General features: G+C 72.5%; 14 protein-coding genes. 8 read left to right on the forward strand and 6 right to left on the reverse strand.

Annotated elements, in window-relative coordinates; all coding sequences use genetic code 11:
- Position 1: 1 nt before the first annotated feature.
- Both F9C11_RS26475 and F9C11_RS26480 read right to left on the reverse strand, forming a co-directional pair.
- Entirely contained in the window at positions 2-376 is a 375-nt protein-coding gene (locus F9C11_RS26475) for a hypothetical protein (RefSeq protein ID WP_409180060.1), read from the reverse strand.
- Positions 376-753: a YbaB/EbfC family nucleoid-associated protein gene (locus tag F9C11_RS26480; RefSeq protein ID WP_409180061.1), complete on the reverse strand. Its 378-nt coding sequence runs from the start codon at positions 751-753 to the stop codon at positions 376-378. The genes F9C11_RS26475 and F9C11_RS26480 overlap by 1 nt, the downstream gene beginning before the upstream one ends.
- A gap of 117 nt (positions 754-870) precedes the next feature.
- Between F9C11_RS26480 and mycP the strand changes: the two genes are divergently transcribed.
- A complete protein-coding gene (mycP, locus tag F9C11_RS26485; RefSeq protein WP_409180062.1) occupies positions 871-2,157 on the forward strand; it encodes a type VII secretion-associated serine protease mycosin in 1,287 nt (428 codons plus the stop codon).
- 71 nt (positions 2,158-2,228) lie between these two features.
- Here mycP and F9C11_RS26490 read toward each other — a convergent pair whose 3' ends face one another.
- Together F9C11_RS26490 and F9C11_RS26495 are read right to left on the reverse strand one after the other, a co-directional pair.
- Positions 2,229-2,525, reverse strand: a complete 297-nt coding sequence (locus F9C11_RS26490; protein WP_409180063.1) for a hypothetical protein — start codon at positions 2,523-2,525, stop codon at positions 2,229-2,231.
- A gap of 30 nt (positions 2,526-2,555) precedes the next feature.
- Positions 2,556-2,909 carry a WXG100 family type VII secretion target gene (locus F9C11_RS26495; RefSeq protein ID WP_409180064.1) on the reverse strand — a complete coding sequence of 118 codons (354 nt, stop codon included), beginning with the start codon at positions 2,907-2,909 and terminating at the stop codon, positions 2,556-2,558.
- A gap of 143 nt (positions 2,910-3,052) precedes the next feature.
- Here F9C11_RS26495 and eccCa point away from each other — a divergent pair, with 143 nt between their 5' ends.
- Genes eccCa through F9C11_RS26520 form a run of 5 tightly spaced genes read left to right on the forward strand, consistent with a single transcriptional unit; the run spans position 3,053 to position 10,506 of the window.
- A complete protein-coding gene (gene eccCa, locus F9C11_RS26500) occupies positions 3,053-7,018 on the forward strand; it encodes a type VII secretion protein EccCa (protein ID WP_409180065.1) in 3,966 nt (1,321 codons plus the stop codon).
- Positions 7,019-7,066: 48 nt separating this feature from the next.
- Complete coding sequence (locus F9C11_RS26505) at positions 7,067-7,465, forward strand: hypothetical protein (RefSeq protein WP_409180066.1); 399 nt, start codon at positions 7,067-7,069, stop codon at positions 7,463-7,465.
- A 16-nt stretch (positions 7,466-7,481) separates the two neighbouring features.
- Positions 7,482-8,840 (forward strand): hypothetical protein, encoded by a 1,359-nt coding sequence (locus F9C11_RS26510; protein WP_409180067.1) that lies wholly within the window; start codon positions 7,482-7,484, stop codon positions 8,838-8,840.
- Positions 8,841-8,851: 11 nt separating this feature from the next.
- Positions 8,852-9,280, forward strand: coding sequence for a hypothetical protein (locus F9C11_RS26515; RefSeq protein WP_409180068.1), 429 nt, complete (start codon positions 8,852-8,854; stop codon positions 9,278-9,280).
- Between the two features lie 14 nt (positions 9,281-9,294).
- A complete protein-coding gene (locus F9C11_RS26520; RefSeq protein WP_409180069.1) occupies positions 9,295-10,506 on the forward strand; it encodes a hypothetical protein in 1,212 nt (403 codons plus the stop codon).
- A gap of 304 nt (positions 10,507-10,810) precedes the next feature.
- Here F9C11_RS26520 and F9C11_RS26525 read toward each other — a convergent pair whose 3' ends face one another.
- Both F9C11_RS26525 and F9C11_RS26530 read right to left on the reverse strand, forming a co-directional pair.
- Entirely contained in the window at positions 10,811-12,061 is a 1,251-nt protein-coding gene (locus F9C11_RS26525; RefSeq protein WP_409180070.1) for a sensor histidine kinase, read from the reverse strand.
- Positions 12,058-12,732, reverse strand: a complete 675-nt coding sequence (locus F9C11_RS26530) for a response regulator transcription factor (protein ID WP_409180071.1) — start codon at positions 12,730-12,732, stop codon at positions 12,058-12,060. The genes F9C11_RS26525 and F9C11_RS26530 overlap by 4 nt, the downstream gene beginning before the upstream one ends.
- Before the next feature lie 34 nt (positions 12,733-12,766).
- Between F9C11_RS26530 and F9C11_RS26535 the strand changes: the two genes are divergently transcribed.
- Complete coding sequence (locus F9C11_RS26535; RefSeq protein ID WP_409180072.1) at positions 12,767-14,158, forward strand: BTAD domain-containing putative transcriptional regulator; 1,392 nt, start codon at positions 12,767-12,769, stop codon at positions 14,156-14,158.
- Positions 14,158-15,798 carry a right-handed parallel beta-helix repeat-containing protein gene (locus tag F9C11_RS26540; protein WP_409180073.1) on the forward strand — a complete coding sequence of 547 codons (1,641 nt, stop codon included), beginning with the start codon at positions 14,158-14,160 and terminating at the stop codon, positions 15,796-15,798. Before F9C11_RS26535 ends, F9C11_RS26540 begins: the two co-directional genes overlap by 1 nt.
- The last annotated feature ends 1 nt before the right edge of the window (position 15,799 follow it).

The raw sequence follows: 15,799 nt of genomic DNA on the forward strand, positions 1-15,799 counted from the left end.
CCTACTGCCCGGTCTGGGACGCGCGCAGCGCGGCGGCGTTCCGCGCGTCCGCGGCGCGGTATTCGGCGACCTGCCCCACGGCCTGGTCGGCGAGCCGGGCGAGGCCGAGCGAGGCCAGCTGCGCGTTCCGGTCGAGGCTCGTCGCCCAGTCGCGGTAGGAGTCCATGAACGCCTTGCCGGTCGCCCCGTTGCCCACGCGGTACTCCTGCTGCAGATCGTTCCGGATGCCGGTCAGCGCGTCGTGATAGGCCTGCCGCAGCTGCGCCAGCGCGCGGAACACCTGCTCGGTGGCGTCCGGGTACATCCCGGCGTACCCGGACGCGTCGGTGCGGTCGACGAGGTGCTCGCCCGGGGCGGGCTTCTCCGGCGGGGCCATCAGCGGTCCTCCCCGGCGAGCTGGCGGTCGAGCTCGTGCAGCATCGGACCGGCGCGCAGGTCCGCCGTTTCCGGGGTGGCGTCGGGAGGCAGGAAGGCGGCCAGGATCGCGAAGGTCTCCTGGCGGGCGAGTTCGGCGGCGCGGTGCACGACGGCGGTGATGTCGGCGGCCAGCCGGGCCGAATCCGGCGTCCGGTAGATGCGGGGGTCGAGGTGCAGTTCCACGAGTTCGCCGGACCCGTTCGCGACCGCGGTGATGAGGTCGTCGTCGGAGGAGGCTTCGGTGCGGACTTCGGCCACCTGCGACTGGGCAGTCCGGATGTCGGCGGCCAGCCGGCGGTATTCCTCGTACATGTTCAGGTGCAGTGGCGTGTCCATTCCGGCCCTCCTCGGTTTCGGAAGCCAGTCTGGGGCCGGACCCGCGGTCGCGGCGGGCGGTGACCGGTAGCTGCCACGGAGCCGGGAACGGACGCGGAGTGCCGCAGTATCGCGAGGGTGACCCGACACCGTAAGGCTTCTGTCGCCACCGTGCTGACGGTGGCGTCGCTCCAGTTCGTCCTCGGCGGGGGCGCGGCGCGGGCCGCCCCGCCCGCGGGGGCTTGTGTCAACGCGCAACCGGCGCACCCCGAGATCACCGCCCAGCCCTGGGCGCAGCAGATGCTGGCTCCGGAATCGGCGTGGCGGTACACGCGCGGGGGCGGGGTGACGGTGGCGGTGGTGGATTCCGGAGTGGACGCCGACCACCCGCAGCTGCACCGTCCCGGAAAGGTGCTGCCGGGCCGGGATTTCGTGGCGGGCAAGGACTTCCCGGGCTCGTTCGACTGCGATTCGCACGGCACCGCGGTGGCGAGCATCGTCGCCGCGGACGCGCTGCCCGGCGTCGGGTTCCGCGGCGTCGCCCCGGACGCGACGGTGCTGCCGGTGCGGGTCAGCGACCAGGACCTCACCGACCAGGGCCAGATCCAGCGGATCAACCCGCAGACCGTCGCGAACGGCATCGTCTACGCGGTCGGGCAAGGCGCCCGCGTGCTGAACCTGTCGATGTCCGGCACCGCCGATTTCCCGCCCATCCGCGAAGCGGTCGCCTACGCGGTGGCCAGCGACGTCGTCGTGATCGCCGCGGCGGGCAACGCGCAGAACGACGCGTCGGCGCGGCTCCCGTCGTATCCGGCGGCGTATCCCGGGGTGCTGGGCGTGGGCGCGGTGGACATCGACGGGGCGCGGGCGTCGAGTTCGCAGATCGGACCGTACGTCGGACTCGTCGCGCCGGGAGCGAAAGTGCTCGCCGCGACCAGAGTGGACGGTCACGCTTACGACGACGGGACCAGCTTCGCCACCCCGTTCGTCGCCGGCACCGCGGCGCTGGTGCGCGCGGCCTGGCCGAACCTGTCCGCGCCGGAGGTGATCCAACGGCTGAAAGCGACCGCGAGCCCGGCCCGGGGCGGACAATCCAGCGACGCGTACGGCGCCGGCCTGGTCAACCCGTACCGCGCGGTCACCGACGGGATGAACCTCGCGCCGCCAGCCAAAATCCCGGCGTACCACCCGGCTCCGGTGGACCAGGCGGCGGTCGCGCATGACGCGTGGGTGCGGGACACGGCCTCGACGGCGTACTGGCTGGCTTTCGGCGGGGCCGGGGTTTTGGTGCTGGCGGTGCTGGTCGTGGTCGTCGTGCGCCGGGGCAGTAGTCGTGGGTGGCGTGCGGGGCGTGCGGCGGTTTTGCCCGCCGAGCCGGTCGCCGCGGAGCTGCCGGATCAGGTCTCGCTGCTGGGAAAGTCCTGATCGGACAGTCCTTAACGGACACGACAAAGCGCGCCTCGTCCGAAGACGGGGCGCGCTTCACCGTTTCGCGATCAGACCTGCCACGTGGCCGCGCAGCTCTGCACGCAGTGCTGCGACCGGTCCACCGAATCCGAGGTGGCCCGGCCCATCGCGTGCGCCCGGTCGTTGTATTCGTTGTCCAGCTTGAACTTCTGGCCCATCGCCGCGTCCATCTCGTGGCCGTTGCCGTCGGTCAGCACGGACGAGAACGCGTCCTTCGCGCGCTGGTAGACGTCGCCGAACGACGTCGAGTCCTGGCCCGCGGTCCGGAACATCTCCTGGGCCTGGCTCTGGACCTGGTCGAAGTACATCAGGATCTGGTCGTTCACGATTGTTCTCCCTTCTCCGGTGCGGGTGGCTCAGACGCCGCCGAAAGCGGAACCGAACGATCCGGTGTCGACCTGGAAATCGCCGGTCAGGCTCAGCGCGCGGCCGTTTTCCGCGTCGTTTTCGAAGTACTTGTTCGCCGACGTCGTCAGGTTGTCGGCCAGTCCGTGGCCGCTGGTCGTCAGCCGCTGGTTCTGGGCGAAGCGGTCCGGTTCGATGCCCTGGAACATCCGCCCGCCCGCGCCCTTCCAGACGCCCTCCAGGCCGGTGTTCCCGGCGTTGAGGCTGGTGTTCCGGTTCGCGACCTCCTCGTACAGGCCACGCCAGGTGTCCGCGATCCCGCGCATCTGCGTCGGATCGCCGTTCATGAAGTTGAACCCGGTCACAAGACCCCTCCTTTCGCGTTCACGGGGAACGGTCGTCTCCCCACGTCCGCCGACGCTAGTTCTTCCGGCGGGCGATACCGGCCGCGCGGCACGTTCCTGCCACGGCCGCCCGGAATGCCCGCCGGACGCGGAAGATCGGGGCCATGGCGACAGTCCTGGTCAAGCGGCCCGCGCGGAAACCGGCCCCGGAGATGCCGGCCGGCGAGCTGATGCTGCAACCGCCGCCGGCGATCCCAGCCCCGCCCGGACGGCAGTGGGCGCAGGTGTTCACCGTGCTGCCGATGCTGGCCATGATGGCGTCGACGCTGCTGCTGTACTCCGGCAACCTCGGCGGTTCGGTGCGGTTCGCGGTCTACGGGCTGATGGGCGTCGGGATGCTCGGCATGCTGCTGACCGGACTGCTGCAGGGCGGCGGCCCGAGCAAACGGGAAATGGGCCAGGCACGGCGGAAATACCTGCGGCATCTGGCACAGCACCGGGTGCGGCTGCGCCGGGCGGTGCGCAGGCAGCGCACGGCGATGGACTACCTCCATCCGGAGCCCGCCGCGCTGTGGTCGCTCGCGGCGAGCTACCGGCTGTGGGAGCGGCGCAAGGACGACGAGGACTTCGCCGTCGCCCGGATCGGCCGCGGGCCGCAGAGCCCGGCGCTCGCGCTCGTCGCGCCGGACACCCTGCCGCTGGAAGAGCTGGAACCGTTGTCCGCGCTGGCGTTGCGCCGATTCCTGGCCGCCAACCGCACGGTCGGCGGGCTGCCGCTGGCGATCGCGGTCAACGGGTTCAGCCGGATCTACCTTCGCGGGGACCGCGACGCGGCGCTCGGCATGCTGCGCGCCGTTCTGGCGCAACTGGCCACGCTGCAGTCGCCGGACGACTTGCGGATCGCGGTGTGCGCGAGCGAGGACCGCCGCGCCGACTGGGAATGGCTGAAGTGGCTCCCGCATTCGCTGCACCCGGCCCGGTCGGACGCGCTCGGCCCGCTGCGGCTCGTCGTCCCGGCCGTGTCCGCCCTGGAATCGATGCTGGAGGAGGAACTCGGCGCGCGGCCGCGGTTCGATCCCGGCCAGCAGGTCAGCGTGCCCGGGCCGTACCTGGTCGTGGTGCTGGACGGCGGCGAGGTGGCCGGGTCGGACCACTTGATGACCGGCGGCGGCGTGGAGGGCGTCACGGTGTTCGACCTGACGACTCCGCCGCCTCGGGCGCTGACCCGCACGGCCGTGCTGCTGTCGGTCGAGTCCGACGGCGCGCTGTCCAGCCGCACCGCCGACGGCGACGCACCGCTCGGCCAGGCGGATTTCCTCGCCGCGGCCGCGGCCGAAGGACTGGCCCGGCAGCTCGCGCCGCTGCGGCTGAGCTCCGGGATCCGCGACGCGCCGATGAGTTCCGAACTCGGCCTGGCCGAACTGCTCGGACTCGGCGATCCGTACGACCTCTCGCCGGAGGAGACCTGGGCCCCTCGGCCGAACCGCGACCGGCTGCGGATCCGGTTCGGCATCCAGGAGGACGGCGCCCCGATCGACCTCGACCTGAAGGAGTCGGCGCAGGAGGGCATGGGCCCGCACGGGCTGCTGATCGGGGCCACCGGCTCCGGCAAGTCCGAACTGCTGCGGACGCTCGTGCTGGCGCTGGCGATCACGCACCCGCCCAGCTCGCTGAACTTCGCGCTGATCGACTTCAAGGGCGGCGCGACCTTCACCCGGCTCGACAAGCTCCCGCACACCAGCGCGGTGATCACCAACCTCGCCGAGGAACTGCACCTGGTCGACCGGATGACCGACGCGATCAACGGCGAGCTGATCCGCCGCCAGGAACTGCTGCGCGCGGCCGGGAACTTCTCCTCGCTGCGCGACTACGAGAAGGCCCGCCAGGCCGGGGCTCCGCTGCCGGAGGTGCCCACGCTGCTGGTGATCTGCGACGAGTTCTCCGAACTCCTTTCCGCCAAGCCCGATTTCATCGACCTGTTCGTCCAGATAGGACGGCTGGGCCGTTCGCTCGGCGTGCACCTGCTGCTCGCGTCGCAGCGGCTGGACGAGGGGCGGCTGCGCGGGCTCGAGGGCCACCTGTCCTACCGGATCGGCCTGCGGACCTTCTCCGAGATGGAGAGCCGGGCGGTGCTCGGCGTGCCGGACGCGTTCAAGCTGCCGCGCGCGCCGGGGAACGGCTTCCTCAAGGTGGGCACGGAATCGATGGTGCGGTTCCGCTCGGCCTACGTGTCCGGCGTGCACCGCCGGGCCAGCCAGTCCGGCGGACCGGTCAGCCCGCCGGAAGACCTGGTGCTGCACGAATACACGACCGCCTACCACGCGCCCGCGATCGACGACGGCGGCGCCGCCGAGCCCGAGCCGGAACCCGAGGCCGCGGTCGGCGAGACGCTGCTGGACATCATGGTCGACCGGCTGGTCGGCCGCGGCACGCCCGCGCACCAGGTGTGGCTGCCGCCGCTGGACGAATCGCCGTCGCTGGACGAGCTGCTGCCGGACCTGGTCGCGCACCGCGAACGCGGGCTGACCGCCAACTCGACCGAGCTCGCCGGCGCGCTGCGCCCGGTTCTCGGGCTGGTGGACCGCCCGTACGAGCAGCGGCGCGATCCGCTGATCCTGGACCTTTCGGGCGCCGCGGGACACGTCGTGGTCATCGGCGGGCCGCGGAGCGGCAAGAGCACCGCCCTGCGCACCTTGGTCCTCAGCCTCGCGCTCACGCACACCCCGCGCGAGGCGCAGTTCTACTGCCTCGACTTCGGCGGCGGAACGCTCGCGTCGCTGGAAGGCCTGCCGCATCTGGCCGGGGTGGCCGGGCGGCTGGACACCGGCGCGGTCCGCCGCACGGTTTCCGAGGTCGCCTCCCTGCTCGCCCAGCGCGAACGGCTGTTCGCCGAGCACCGGATCGACAGCGTCGCGACGTTCCGGAAACGGAAAGCCGCCGGCGAGTTCCCGGACGACCCGCACGGCGACGTGTTCCTCGTGGTCGACGGCTGGCTGACCCTGCGCAACGACTTCGACCAGCAGGAGGAGCTGGTCGGCGACATCGCCTCGCGCGGGCTCGCCTACGGGATCCACGTGGTCGCCGCGTGCTCCCGCTCGTTCGACCTGCGGATGAACGTGCGCGACCTGTTCGCCAGCAGGCTCGAGCTGAAGATCAGCGACCCGATCGATTCGATGATCGACCGGCGCGCGGCGATGGGCGTGCCCGCGGACCGGCCCGGCCGGGGACTGTCCGCGAGCAAGCACCAGATGCTGATCGCGCTGCCGCGCATCGACGGCGGGCACGGCGCCGACGACCTGCCGGACGGGATCGCCGGGCTGGTCTCGGCGATCGCGGACGCGTGGCCCGGCGCGGCGGCCCCGCCGGTCCGGCTGCTGCCCGGCGTGCTCGCCTACGACGAACTCCCCGCCGCCGACCGGCTGACCGGACCGGACGCCGGGCTCGCGATCGGCGTCCACGAGCACGACCTGTCGCCGCTGCGGCTGGACTTCGCGAACGATCCGCACTTCTTCGTGCTGGCCGACACCCAGTCCGGCAAGACGTCGTTCCTGCGCACGGTGGCCCGCCGCATCTGCGCCGCGTACTCGCCGGAGCAGGCGCGGATCGTGCTGATCGACCACCGGCGGGGGCTGACCGGCGAGATCCCGCAGGACTACCTGCTCGGCACCGGCACCAACGACGCGCACAGCATCGCGCTGATGAACGAGGTGGTCACCCGGCTGTCGCGGCGGCTGCCCGGGCCGGACCTCACGCCCGAGCAGCTGCGGGCGAAGAACTGGTGGCAGGGCGCGGAGATCTTCGTGCTCGTCGACGACTACGACATGGTGGCCACGCACAAGGACCACCCGCTCATGCCGTTGCTGCCGCTGGCCGCGCAAGCGGGCGACATCGGCCTGCGCATCGTGCTCGCCCGCCGCACCGGCGGCGCGGGCAAGGGCCTGTACGAACCGGTGCTCAACCGGATGCGCGAGGTCGGCGCGGCCGGCGTGCTGATGTCCGGCGACCGCGACGAGGGCCCGCTGCTCGGCGGGATGCGCGCGCAGGTGCTGCCGCCCGGCCGGGGCTGGCTGGTCGACCGGCGCGGGAACAAGGGGCTGGTGCAGCTGGCCTGGTCGCCGCCGCGCACCTGACCGGACCGGCCACTGTGGACAGACGAGCGGACAGACGAGGAGAGCGCGATGGCACCACCGGACAGAATGGCGGGCGTCCCGGCCGCGATGGAGCGGTTCGCCGAGAACGCGGGAAACCTGGCCCGGGTCCCGGTCCCGGACCTGGTGGCCGGGCGGGGCGGCGGAGGCTGCGGCAGCATGGTGAACGGCCACGAATCCGTGCTGGACGCGGACAGCACCACCACCGACCGGCTCTACCGGTTCCTCACCCAGTTCAAGGAGACGGTCAACGCACTGGGCACTTTCGCCCACCGCGCGGCGCAAAACTACCGCTTCACCGACGAAACTAACAGAAACGAACTCGCGAGGGCCGCCTTCGACGACTACACCCGCACCGAGTTCGGCAAGATGACCGGCGACGGTCTTCCCGCCGTGCTGCCTTCGCTCGTTTCCGGTCAGCAGCACTAGGAAGCGGGCGACCGGCATGATCGACTACCGCAGCATGAAGCTCGGCGAACTCCGCGACCTGATCGTGGCGGAGGCCGACCAGCACGTGCCCTTGCTCAACGCCGCTTCGGCGATGTGGACCGAGATCCGCCCGTGGCTGGCGGCGCGAGCGGCCGAACTGGACCGGATGCGCCTCGACCTCGGCGCCGCCTGGACGGATTTCGCGGGCACCGCCTTCGACGCCGAGGCGCTCAAAGTGGTGCGGGTCGCGCAGTCCTGGACCGACGAGATGGCCGGCGGCCCCGAATCGGGCGGCCCCTGGACGACCAGTACGACCACCGACGCGATCAGCAAGGCGATCAACGGCCTGATCGGCGCGATCAACGGCGCGCGGGCTTTCGCGGACGCCAAAATGGCGAGCCTGCCGCGGGACGCGTCGGACTCGGACGCGGAGACGGCGCGCGACGCGGTAGCCGTCGAACTGGAGGGCCTGGCGGGGCACTACCGGGAGGTGGCTTCCCAGCTGTTCGCCGCTCCCGGCAGGCAGCTGTCGGGGGACCCGAAGGTCGGGTTGGCTTCGCCTGCGGATCAGCCGGGTCCGGGCCCGGCCGCGCCGAACAGCGGCGGCGATCCGGACGCGGCGAATCCGCGGGAAAGCCCGTCGCCGCAAGAAGTTCCCGATCCGGACGATCCCGCGCAGACCCCGGCGGGCGACTCGCCCGAATCGCCGCTGGAGACCGCGAAGAACGCGGCCGACGTGGCGGGCAAGGCGCTCGACCTGGCGAAGAACGCGGGCGGCGCCGGGGGAAACCTCGCGCAGGTGCCCGATCCGGTGAGTACCGCGTTCGACCCCGCCGAGCTGTATCAGCCCGCGGACTTTTCGCCGCTGCCGCAAGCGGATTCCGGGCTGCCGGGGCTCGCGGGCGCGGTCGGCGGCGGCGCGGGAGCCGGCATCGGCGGCGGCGGTGTCGGCGGCCCGGCGGGGGCGGGCGGGGGACTCGGCGGCCCAGTCTCGCCGAATGCGGCGCAATCCGCGCTGTCCGCCGGAACCCCGCCGGTCGGGTCGGTAACGACGGCCGGGGCCGGAACCGCGGGCAGCAGCGGCATGCCGCCGATGTATCCGCCGCAGTCCGGGGCCGGACGGGGCGGCGCTGGTTCCGGCGGGATCCGGCCCGGGGCGGCCGAACAGGTCAATGCCGTGCGGTCGCGGAAGGCCGACGGCAAGACCGGAGTGGTGCTGGCCGGACGGGACGCCGAAGGCAAGAGGAAGAAACCGGTCCCGGCGAAGGCGCGCAAGAAACCGCAGCCCGCGGTCGAGAGCGCGCCGGCCGAAGTGCTCGACGAAGAGTTGTGGCAGGTCGGCAGCGCCGGCCCGGAACGCAGTTACCGAACCTGAGGAGGGGAAAGATGTCCGACGCATCGTTCATCAAGGGGAATCCCGAGGCGATGGCGGTGTTCTCCGCGCAGACCAGGGCCCCGGCGCCGCCCGCGTCGCTGGCCAGGCTGGGGGAGCCGGTCAGCCCGCTGGGCACGGTCGAGGGAATCCTGATGGCCGTGCTGGACAAGGCCGCGACCGGCGTGGTCGGCGCCTACATCGGCAACACCAGCGAGGACCTGACGACCATTTCGGCGAAGGTGAAGGCCGCCGCCGCGCAGTACAAGGCGACCGATCTGATCAACAGCATCGACCTGGCGACGTCCACGATGAAGCTGGCCGACAAGGGAATCGGCGTGCTGAAGCAGTTCTCCGGTTCCGGCAGCGGGAAAACCCCGGGCGCCGGCCCTGGCACCGGCGGCGCCGCGCCGGAACATCCGTCCGCCCCGGAATCCGTCTGAAGAGGAGTTGACCGGTGATTCCCTACAACGTGCTGCTTCCCGATTTCCACAAAGCGATGATCGACGCCGAACAGGCGCACATCCCGACTCTGCGCTCCGCCGCGACGATGTGGTCGGAGGTGCACGCCTGGAGCCAGACCGCCGCCGCGGAACTGCGCCGCAACGCCGGGACCGTGACCCTGGCCGGCTGGCAGGACAAGGCCGCGGATTCGTTCGAGGCCAAGGTCGGCCGGTCGATCGCCGACCTGACGACCTGGAGCGACCGGATCGCCGCGTCGCAGGTCTCGACGCAGCTGAACGCGCTGGCCGACACCCTGCCGGTGACCCAAGGGCTGGTCGAAGGCTTCTACGCCGAATACGCCGCCGCCCGGATGAACCCGCTGACCTGGGAATTGGCTTTGCAGGCCTGGCAAAGCTCCGCGACGGTGATGAACGAACTGGGCGCGCAGTACGACGGCGCGATGCTCGCGGTGTGCGGGGCGGCGGGCGTGACGAACCCGGCGGACCTGATCCCGAACTTCGCCATTTCCTCGGCCGACGCGGTGAAGACCGCGGACGCGGCGGTGAACCTGCTGACCGAAGTGCAAAGCCTCGCCCAGGCCGCGGGCATCGGCGGCGGATCGGGCGCTTCCGCGGACCTGTCGAAGCTGACCGGCGGGGTGAACCTGAACGGAGCCGCGAACGCGCACGGCCTGAGCCTGAACCCGGAGGACTGGAAGTCGGGGCAAGGTCTCGCGCTCGCCGGACTGGGTCCGGGCTCGCTGTCGCCGGGCGACCTGGGCGGCGCGCTAGGCGGGATGCCGGGCCTTTCCCCGGCGGGCTCCGCGCCGGTCGCCTCGGGACTTCCGTTCGGCGCACTGGGCGCGGCGGGCGCGGGACTCGGCGCGATGCCCGCGATGCGTTCCCCCGCGGCGAAACGGGGCAGCGCGGAACCGGAAGGCACGGCGAGTGGTTCGGCCCGGGGAGGCGCGGGCGGAATGCTGCCGCCGATGACGCCGCACGGCATGGGCGCCGCCACCGCCGGAACCCTGCGCCCGGGCGCGGCCGAGAACACCGACGGCCACTCGGCCGGCGGACGCCGCCGTTCCACCGCCCACGACGGGGTGACGGTCGCCCTCCGGGGCCGGACCGGCGGCGGTCCGGAGGCCTCGGCTCCGGGCCCGGGCCGGTTCGGCGAATCGGGGACGGGCACGGTGGAGCTGATCGCTTACCCGGACGAACGCTGAGCGGTGACGGCCGGGCCGGGTTTCTCGGTCTGGCCGTCAGGTTGCGTGAGGGAGGGGGAGTTCGCGGGGGCGGAGTCGATCGCCTTCGCGGACGAGCGGTGACGGCCGGGCCGGGCTTTCTCGGCCGTCAGGTTGCGTGGGGGAAGGGAGTTCGCGCGAGCGGAGTCGATCAACTCCGCGGACGAACGTCGACGGCCGGGCCGGAATTCCTCGGTCCGGCCGTCAGTCTGCTCGCCGGAAAGGGGAGACCGCACTGCGCGAGCGGATCAACCTCGCAGCCGAACCGAACCCCCGGGCCCGTCCCTCACGCCGCCTGCGGGAAGCGGAGTTCGAAGATCGCCCCGCCCTCGTCCGCGTTGTACACCGACAGCACTCCGCCGTGCGCTTGCGCTACCCAGCGGACGATCGAGAGCCCGAGGCCCGACGAGCCGCCCGTGCTGCTGAAGCGGTCGAACGCGTCCGCGGCGGTCGACGGGTCGATGCCGGGGCCGTGGTCGGCCACCGTGACCGTGCCGCCGTAGACGGTGATGTGCACGATCGCTTCCGCGCCCGGCTGCCTGCCGTAGCGGACGGCGTTGTCCAGCAGGTTGCCCACCGCGCGGCGGATCAGAGTCGGGTCGGCGTTGACCTTCGTCGGGGCCGCGGTCACGGTCACCTGCGCGCCTCCGGTGTGCGTGCTCTCCGCGATGTCGGTGACCAGCTGGTCGAGCCAGACCGGTTGCAGGTGCAGCTGTTCGACGCCCGCCGCGAGCCGGGCGCGGACCAGGAGGCTGTCGATGATGCTGCCCATGTCGGACGCCAGCTGCACCGTCCGCGGCAGCAGCGCGGCGCGCTGATCCGGGTTCGCCTGGGCGGTTTCGGCCAGCGCGCGCAGGGCGGCGACCGGGCTGCGCAGGTCGTGCGCGGTCTCGGCGAGCAGCACTTCCTGTTCCTGCAGCGCCGCCGCCGCGGGCCGGATCGACCGGCCGGACAGCAGGTGCCCGGCGAAGCCGAGCACGGCGATCAGCAGCACGCAGCCGCCGACCACCAGCAGCACGAACCGGGTGTGCGCGGACTGCGTGCCGGTCAGGTCGGCGACCGCGACGACCGCGCCGAGGTACTTCCCGGACGGGTTCAGCAGCGGCTGCGCGCGCACCAGCACGGAACGGCCGTCGGTGCCTTGCTGGTAGCCCTCGACCAGTCCGCCGGTGCGGATCGCGTCGGCGGCGAGCCCGTTGAGCACGCCGGTGTCCATCGGCACGCAGGTGCGGTTCGAAAAATGCGGCCGGAAGGTCTGCGCGCCGCCGGGCAGGATCGCGAACTGGGGGCAGCCGTTGTTCAGCTCGTCGCTGTTCACCAGCGCGAAACTGACCACGCCGCCGTCGTAGCCGACCTGCCTGCTGACCGCCGCCGTGACGCGGTCGAGGCTCGCGGTGGTCTCGGCGGCTCCGCGGCTCGCGTCCTCGTCGATCACGATCCAGGCGAGCACGATCAGCCCGATCGCGTTCATGGTGGTGAACAGGGCGGTGAGGACCCAGCGGAGCCGGCGCAGCCGGTCGGCGGCGGAGCCGTTCACCGAACGCCGAGCCGGTAGCCGAGACCGCGCACGGAGTGGACGAGTTCCGGTTCCCGCAGCTTGCGCCGCAGCCGCTTCACCACCGCGTCGACCGGATTGGACTTGTCCCCCATCTCGTCCGCGGCCGCGGCCCAGCAGTGCTCGAGCAGTTCGGCCCGGCTCACCGCCTGCCCGGAGCGGACGAGCAGGTACTCGAGCACGGCGAACTCCTTGTTCGACAGGGTGAGCAGCACATCGGCCCTGCGGACCTCGCGCCGCGCGCAGTCCATCACGAGGTCGGCGTGGCGGAGCACCGAGGGCCGGTCGGACCCGCTGCGCCGGCACAGGTTCAGCACCCGCTGGGTCAATTCGGCCATCGCGAACGGCTTGACCAGGTAGTCGTCCGCGCCGTGCTCGAATCCGGCGACGCGGTCGGCGGGCGAATCGCGCGCGGTGAGGAACAGCACGGGCGTGTGCCAGCCCTGGCGGCGGAGCGCGTCGACGTAGCCGAGCGCGTCGCCGTCGGGCAGCATCCGGTCGAACACCGCGCAGTCGTACCCGTGCGCGCCGAGCGCTCTCCCGGCGGCGGCGAGGTCTCCGCAGACGTGCACGCCGAGCCCGGCCGCGCGCAGCTGCGCGGCGACCGCGACCCGCATGTTCTCGTCGTCCTCGACGACCATCACCGTTGTCATCCAAACCTCAGGTGTCCCGATGGAAAGTTAGCGCATGCAGTTTCAACTACTCGGTCCGCTCGAGGCGCGCCCGTCGAGCGGCACCCGCATCGAGCTGAGGGCGACGAAGCCGGGCGCGCTCCTGGCGTTGTTGCTCCTGCACGCTAACGCCTGGGTCCGAGTCGATCAGCTGATCGGCGGAATCTGGCAGGAACAGGCCGCGCCTGCCTCGGCGCTGCGCAACCTGCGCAGCTACGTGTGGCAGCTGCGGCAGAGCGTGGGGGAGCGGCTGGAGAGCCGGCCGGGCGGATACCGGATCAAGGTGCTGCCGGGCGAGCTGGACACCGAACTGGTCGAAACGCTGGCGGAGTCCGGCCGTGCCGCGCTGGCCGACGCGGAGTACGAGACCGCGGCCGAGCGGCTGTCGGCGGCGCTGGGGCACTGGCGGGGAGAGCCGTTCGAGGGCCTCGAGTTCGACGGCGCGCGGGCGGCCGCGGCGAAATGGGAGGAGCGGCGCGCGGAGATCCGCTGCCTGCTCGCCGAGGCGTATCTCGCGGCGGACCGCGCGGCGGACGCGATCACGCTGCTGCGCGAGGTCGCCGACCGCGACCCGCTCCGCGAAAGCGGATGGGTGCGGCTCGTTCTCGCGCTGCAGCGAGCCGGCCGCCCGGCCGAGGCGCTGGCCGCGTTCGAGCACGCGCGGAAGCTGCTGGCCCGCGAACTCGGACTGGAACCGGGGCCGGAACTCGTTGCCGCGCAACGGAAAGTGCTGCAGGCCCGGCAGCCGGGCACCGGCGCGAAGCTCAGCCTGGTCGCGGGCGGCGGTTCCGCGCCGCGGCCGGCCGGGATCGACGGGCTGCTGGCGTCCGCGACGAGCGAGGTGCTGATCATGTGCAGCACCGCCGGGCCGGGACCGGCGGACGCGGTGCGCCGGCTGGGCCAGGCGACGCTGCGGCCCGGCGTGCGTTACCGCGTGCTGTGCCCCGATTCGGCGCGGCTGTCCGGCGCGCTCGGCGGTCTGGCGATTGCCGGGGCGGACGTGCGGACCGAGGCCGGCGTGCCGATGGACGCGCTGGTCGTCGACCGTGCGGCGGCGGTGCTGCCGGACGAGCGGACGGGTTCGTCCGCCGCGGTCTTCCGGCTGCCCGGCGTCGTCGCCGCGACGGCCGGGCTGTTCGACCGGATCTGGCCCGACGCCGTGCCGCTGATCCCGACCGGCCTGGACGACCGGGACGGCGCTGCCGGGCTCACCCGCCGCGAACGCGATCTGCTGACGCTGCTGTGTTCTGGCAGCACCGACGAATCCGCCGCGGCCCGGCTGGACATCTCGGTGCGCACCGTCCGGCGGATGGTCGCGGACATCATGAACCGGCTCGGCGCGCGCAGCCGGTTCCAGGCCGGGGCGAAGGCGGCCGGGCGGGGCTGGCTGATGGCCGAGGCGGGCTGATGACGACGCCGAACGCACGCCGGCTCCTCGTCGCAGACCGGCCCGGCGCGTACCCGACGATCGGCGAAGCGCTCGCCGCCGCCCCGGACCACGCGGTGATCGCCGTCGCCGAGGGCCGGTACCGCGAGGTGCTCGAGCTGTCCGGTCTGCACGTGACGCTGGCGGCGGAATCCGGGGCGCAGGTGATCGTGGACGGCAGCGGGTCGGAGCATCCGGTGCTGCGCGTGACCGGCGGATCCCTGACGCTGCGCGGGATCGAGCTGCACGCCGGGGAGGCGGCCGGGTTGTCCGCGGAGAACGCGGAGCTGGTCGTGCGCGACTGCTCGATCACCGGCGGGCGCGGGCCCGCGGTGCGGATCGAGGGGACGGCGGCGTTCGAGCTGACCGGTTGCTCGCTCAAGGCGGTCGAACAGGGCGTGCTGATCGAAGGCAGCCCGGGAAGCCTGGCGGACACTGTCGTCGAGGAAGTGACCGGCGACGGCATCGTGATTGGGATGGGCGCCGCGCCGGTGCTGCGCGGCTGCACCGTGTCCGGCTGCGGGCTGCGCGGGGTCTATGTCTACCAATACAGCCGCCCGGTGCTGGAAAACTGCGCCGTCTCGCGGACCGGTTCGGACGGGATCGCCGTGGCGCAGCACAGCGCGCCGGTGCTCCGGAAGTGCACTGTCCGGGATTCGCGCGGCGTGGGCATCGCGTTCGCGGCCGGATGCGGCGGCACGATCGAGGAGTGCCGGGTGGACAACACCGCCGAGCCGGGCATTCGCCTGGCGGAAGGCGCGAATCCGGCCGTGGTCGAGGCGAGGGGGCCGGCCGGTTCCGGGGCCCCGGACGAGCTGCTGGCCGAACTCGACACGATGGTCGGGCTCCCGCGGGTGAAGGCGGAAGTGCGCTCGCTGGTGGACGAACTGCAGGTCAACGAGTGGCGGCGGAACGCGGGCCTTCCGGTCGGCGGCGCGAGCCACCACCTGATCTTCGCCGGCGCGCCCGGCACCGGGAAAACGACGGTGGCCCGGCTGTACGGGCGGCTGCTGCGAGCGCTGGGGGTGCTGCCGCACGGCCAGTTCCGGGAGGTGTCGCGGCGCGATCTCGTGGGCCAGTACATCGGGCACACCGCGGAGAAGACCGCGACGATCTTCGAAGAGGCGAGGGGCGGGGTGCTGTTCATCGACGAGGCCTACACGCTGTCGCGGGCGGGCTCGGCGGGCGGCGACTTCGGCCAGGAGGCGATCGACACGCTGGTCAAGCTGATGGAGGACCACCGGGACGAGGTGGCCGTGATCGCGGCCGGGTACACGAAGGAGATGGCCGGGTTCCTGGCGGCGAACCCCGGGCTGGCGTCGCGGTTCGGCAAGACGATCGAATTCGAGAACTACACGCCCGGCGAGCTGCTCGACATCATCGGCCGGATGGCGGCCGGCCAGGACTACGCCCTCGACGGGGCCGCGGAACCGGTGCTCGCGGAGCATTTCGCGCGGATCTCCGGCGACGAGAACTTCGGCAACGCCCGCGACGCGCGGCGGTTGTTCGAGGGCGTGCGGAAGTCGCAGTCCCAGCGGTTGCGGCTGCTCGGCCGGGTGCCGACGCGCGAGGAGCTGCGGAGCCTGAGCATCGCCGACGTCGAGGCGGCGGTGGCCCGCTAAC

The organism is Amycolatopsis sp. VS8301801F10, assembly GCF_046195355.1.
In the GTDB taxonomy this organism is placed as follows: Bacteria; Actinomycetota; Actinomycetes; order Mycobacteriales; family Pseudonocardiaceae; genus Amycolatopsis.

Bases quoted from the DNA above. Each gene is read 5' to 3' on its own strand.
- F9C11_RS26505 (WP_409180066.1), top strand. From the start codon at position 7,067: ATGGCACCACCGGACAGAATGGCGGGCGTCCCGGCCGCGATGGAGCGG.
- F9C11_RS26515 (WP_409180068.1), top strand. From the start codon at position 8,852: ATGTCCGACGCATCGTTCATCAAGGGGAATCCCGAGGCGATGGCGGTG.
- F9C11_RS26530 (WP_409180071.1), bottom strand. From the start codon at position 12,732: ATGACAACGGTGATGGTCGTCGAGGACGACGAGAACATGCGGGTCGCG.
- eccCa (WP_409180065.1), top strand. From the start codon at position 3,053: ATGGCGACAGTCCTGGTCAAGCGGCCCGCGCGGAAACCGGCCCCGGAG.
- F9C11_RS26480 (WP_409180061.1), bottom strand. From the start codon at position 753: ATGGACACGCCACTGCACCTGAACATGTACGAGGAATACCGCCGGCTG.
- F9C11_RS26540 (WP_409180073.1), top strand. From the start codon at position 14,158: ATGACGACGCCGAACGCACGCCGGCTCCTCGTCGCAGACCGGCCCGGC.
- F9C11_RS26535 (WP_409180072.1), top strand. From the start codon at position 12,767: ATGCAGTTTCAACTACTCGGTCCGCTCGAGGCGCGCCCGTCGAGCGGC.
- F9C11_RS26475 (WP_409180060.1), bottom strand. From the start codon at position 376: ATGGCCCCGCCGGAGAAGCCCGCCCCGGGCGAGCACCTCGTCGACCGC.
- F9C11_RS26510 (WP_409180067.1), top strand. From the start codon at position 7,482: ATGATCGACTACCGCAGCATGAAGCTCGGCGAACTCCGCGACCTGATC.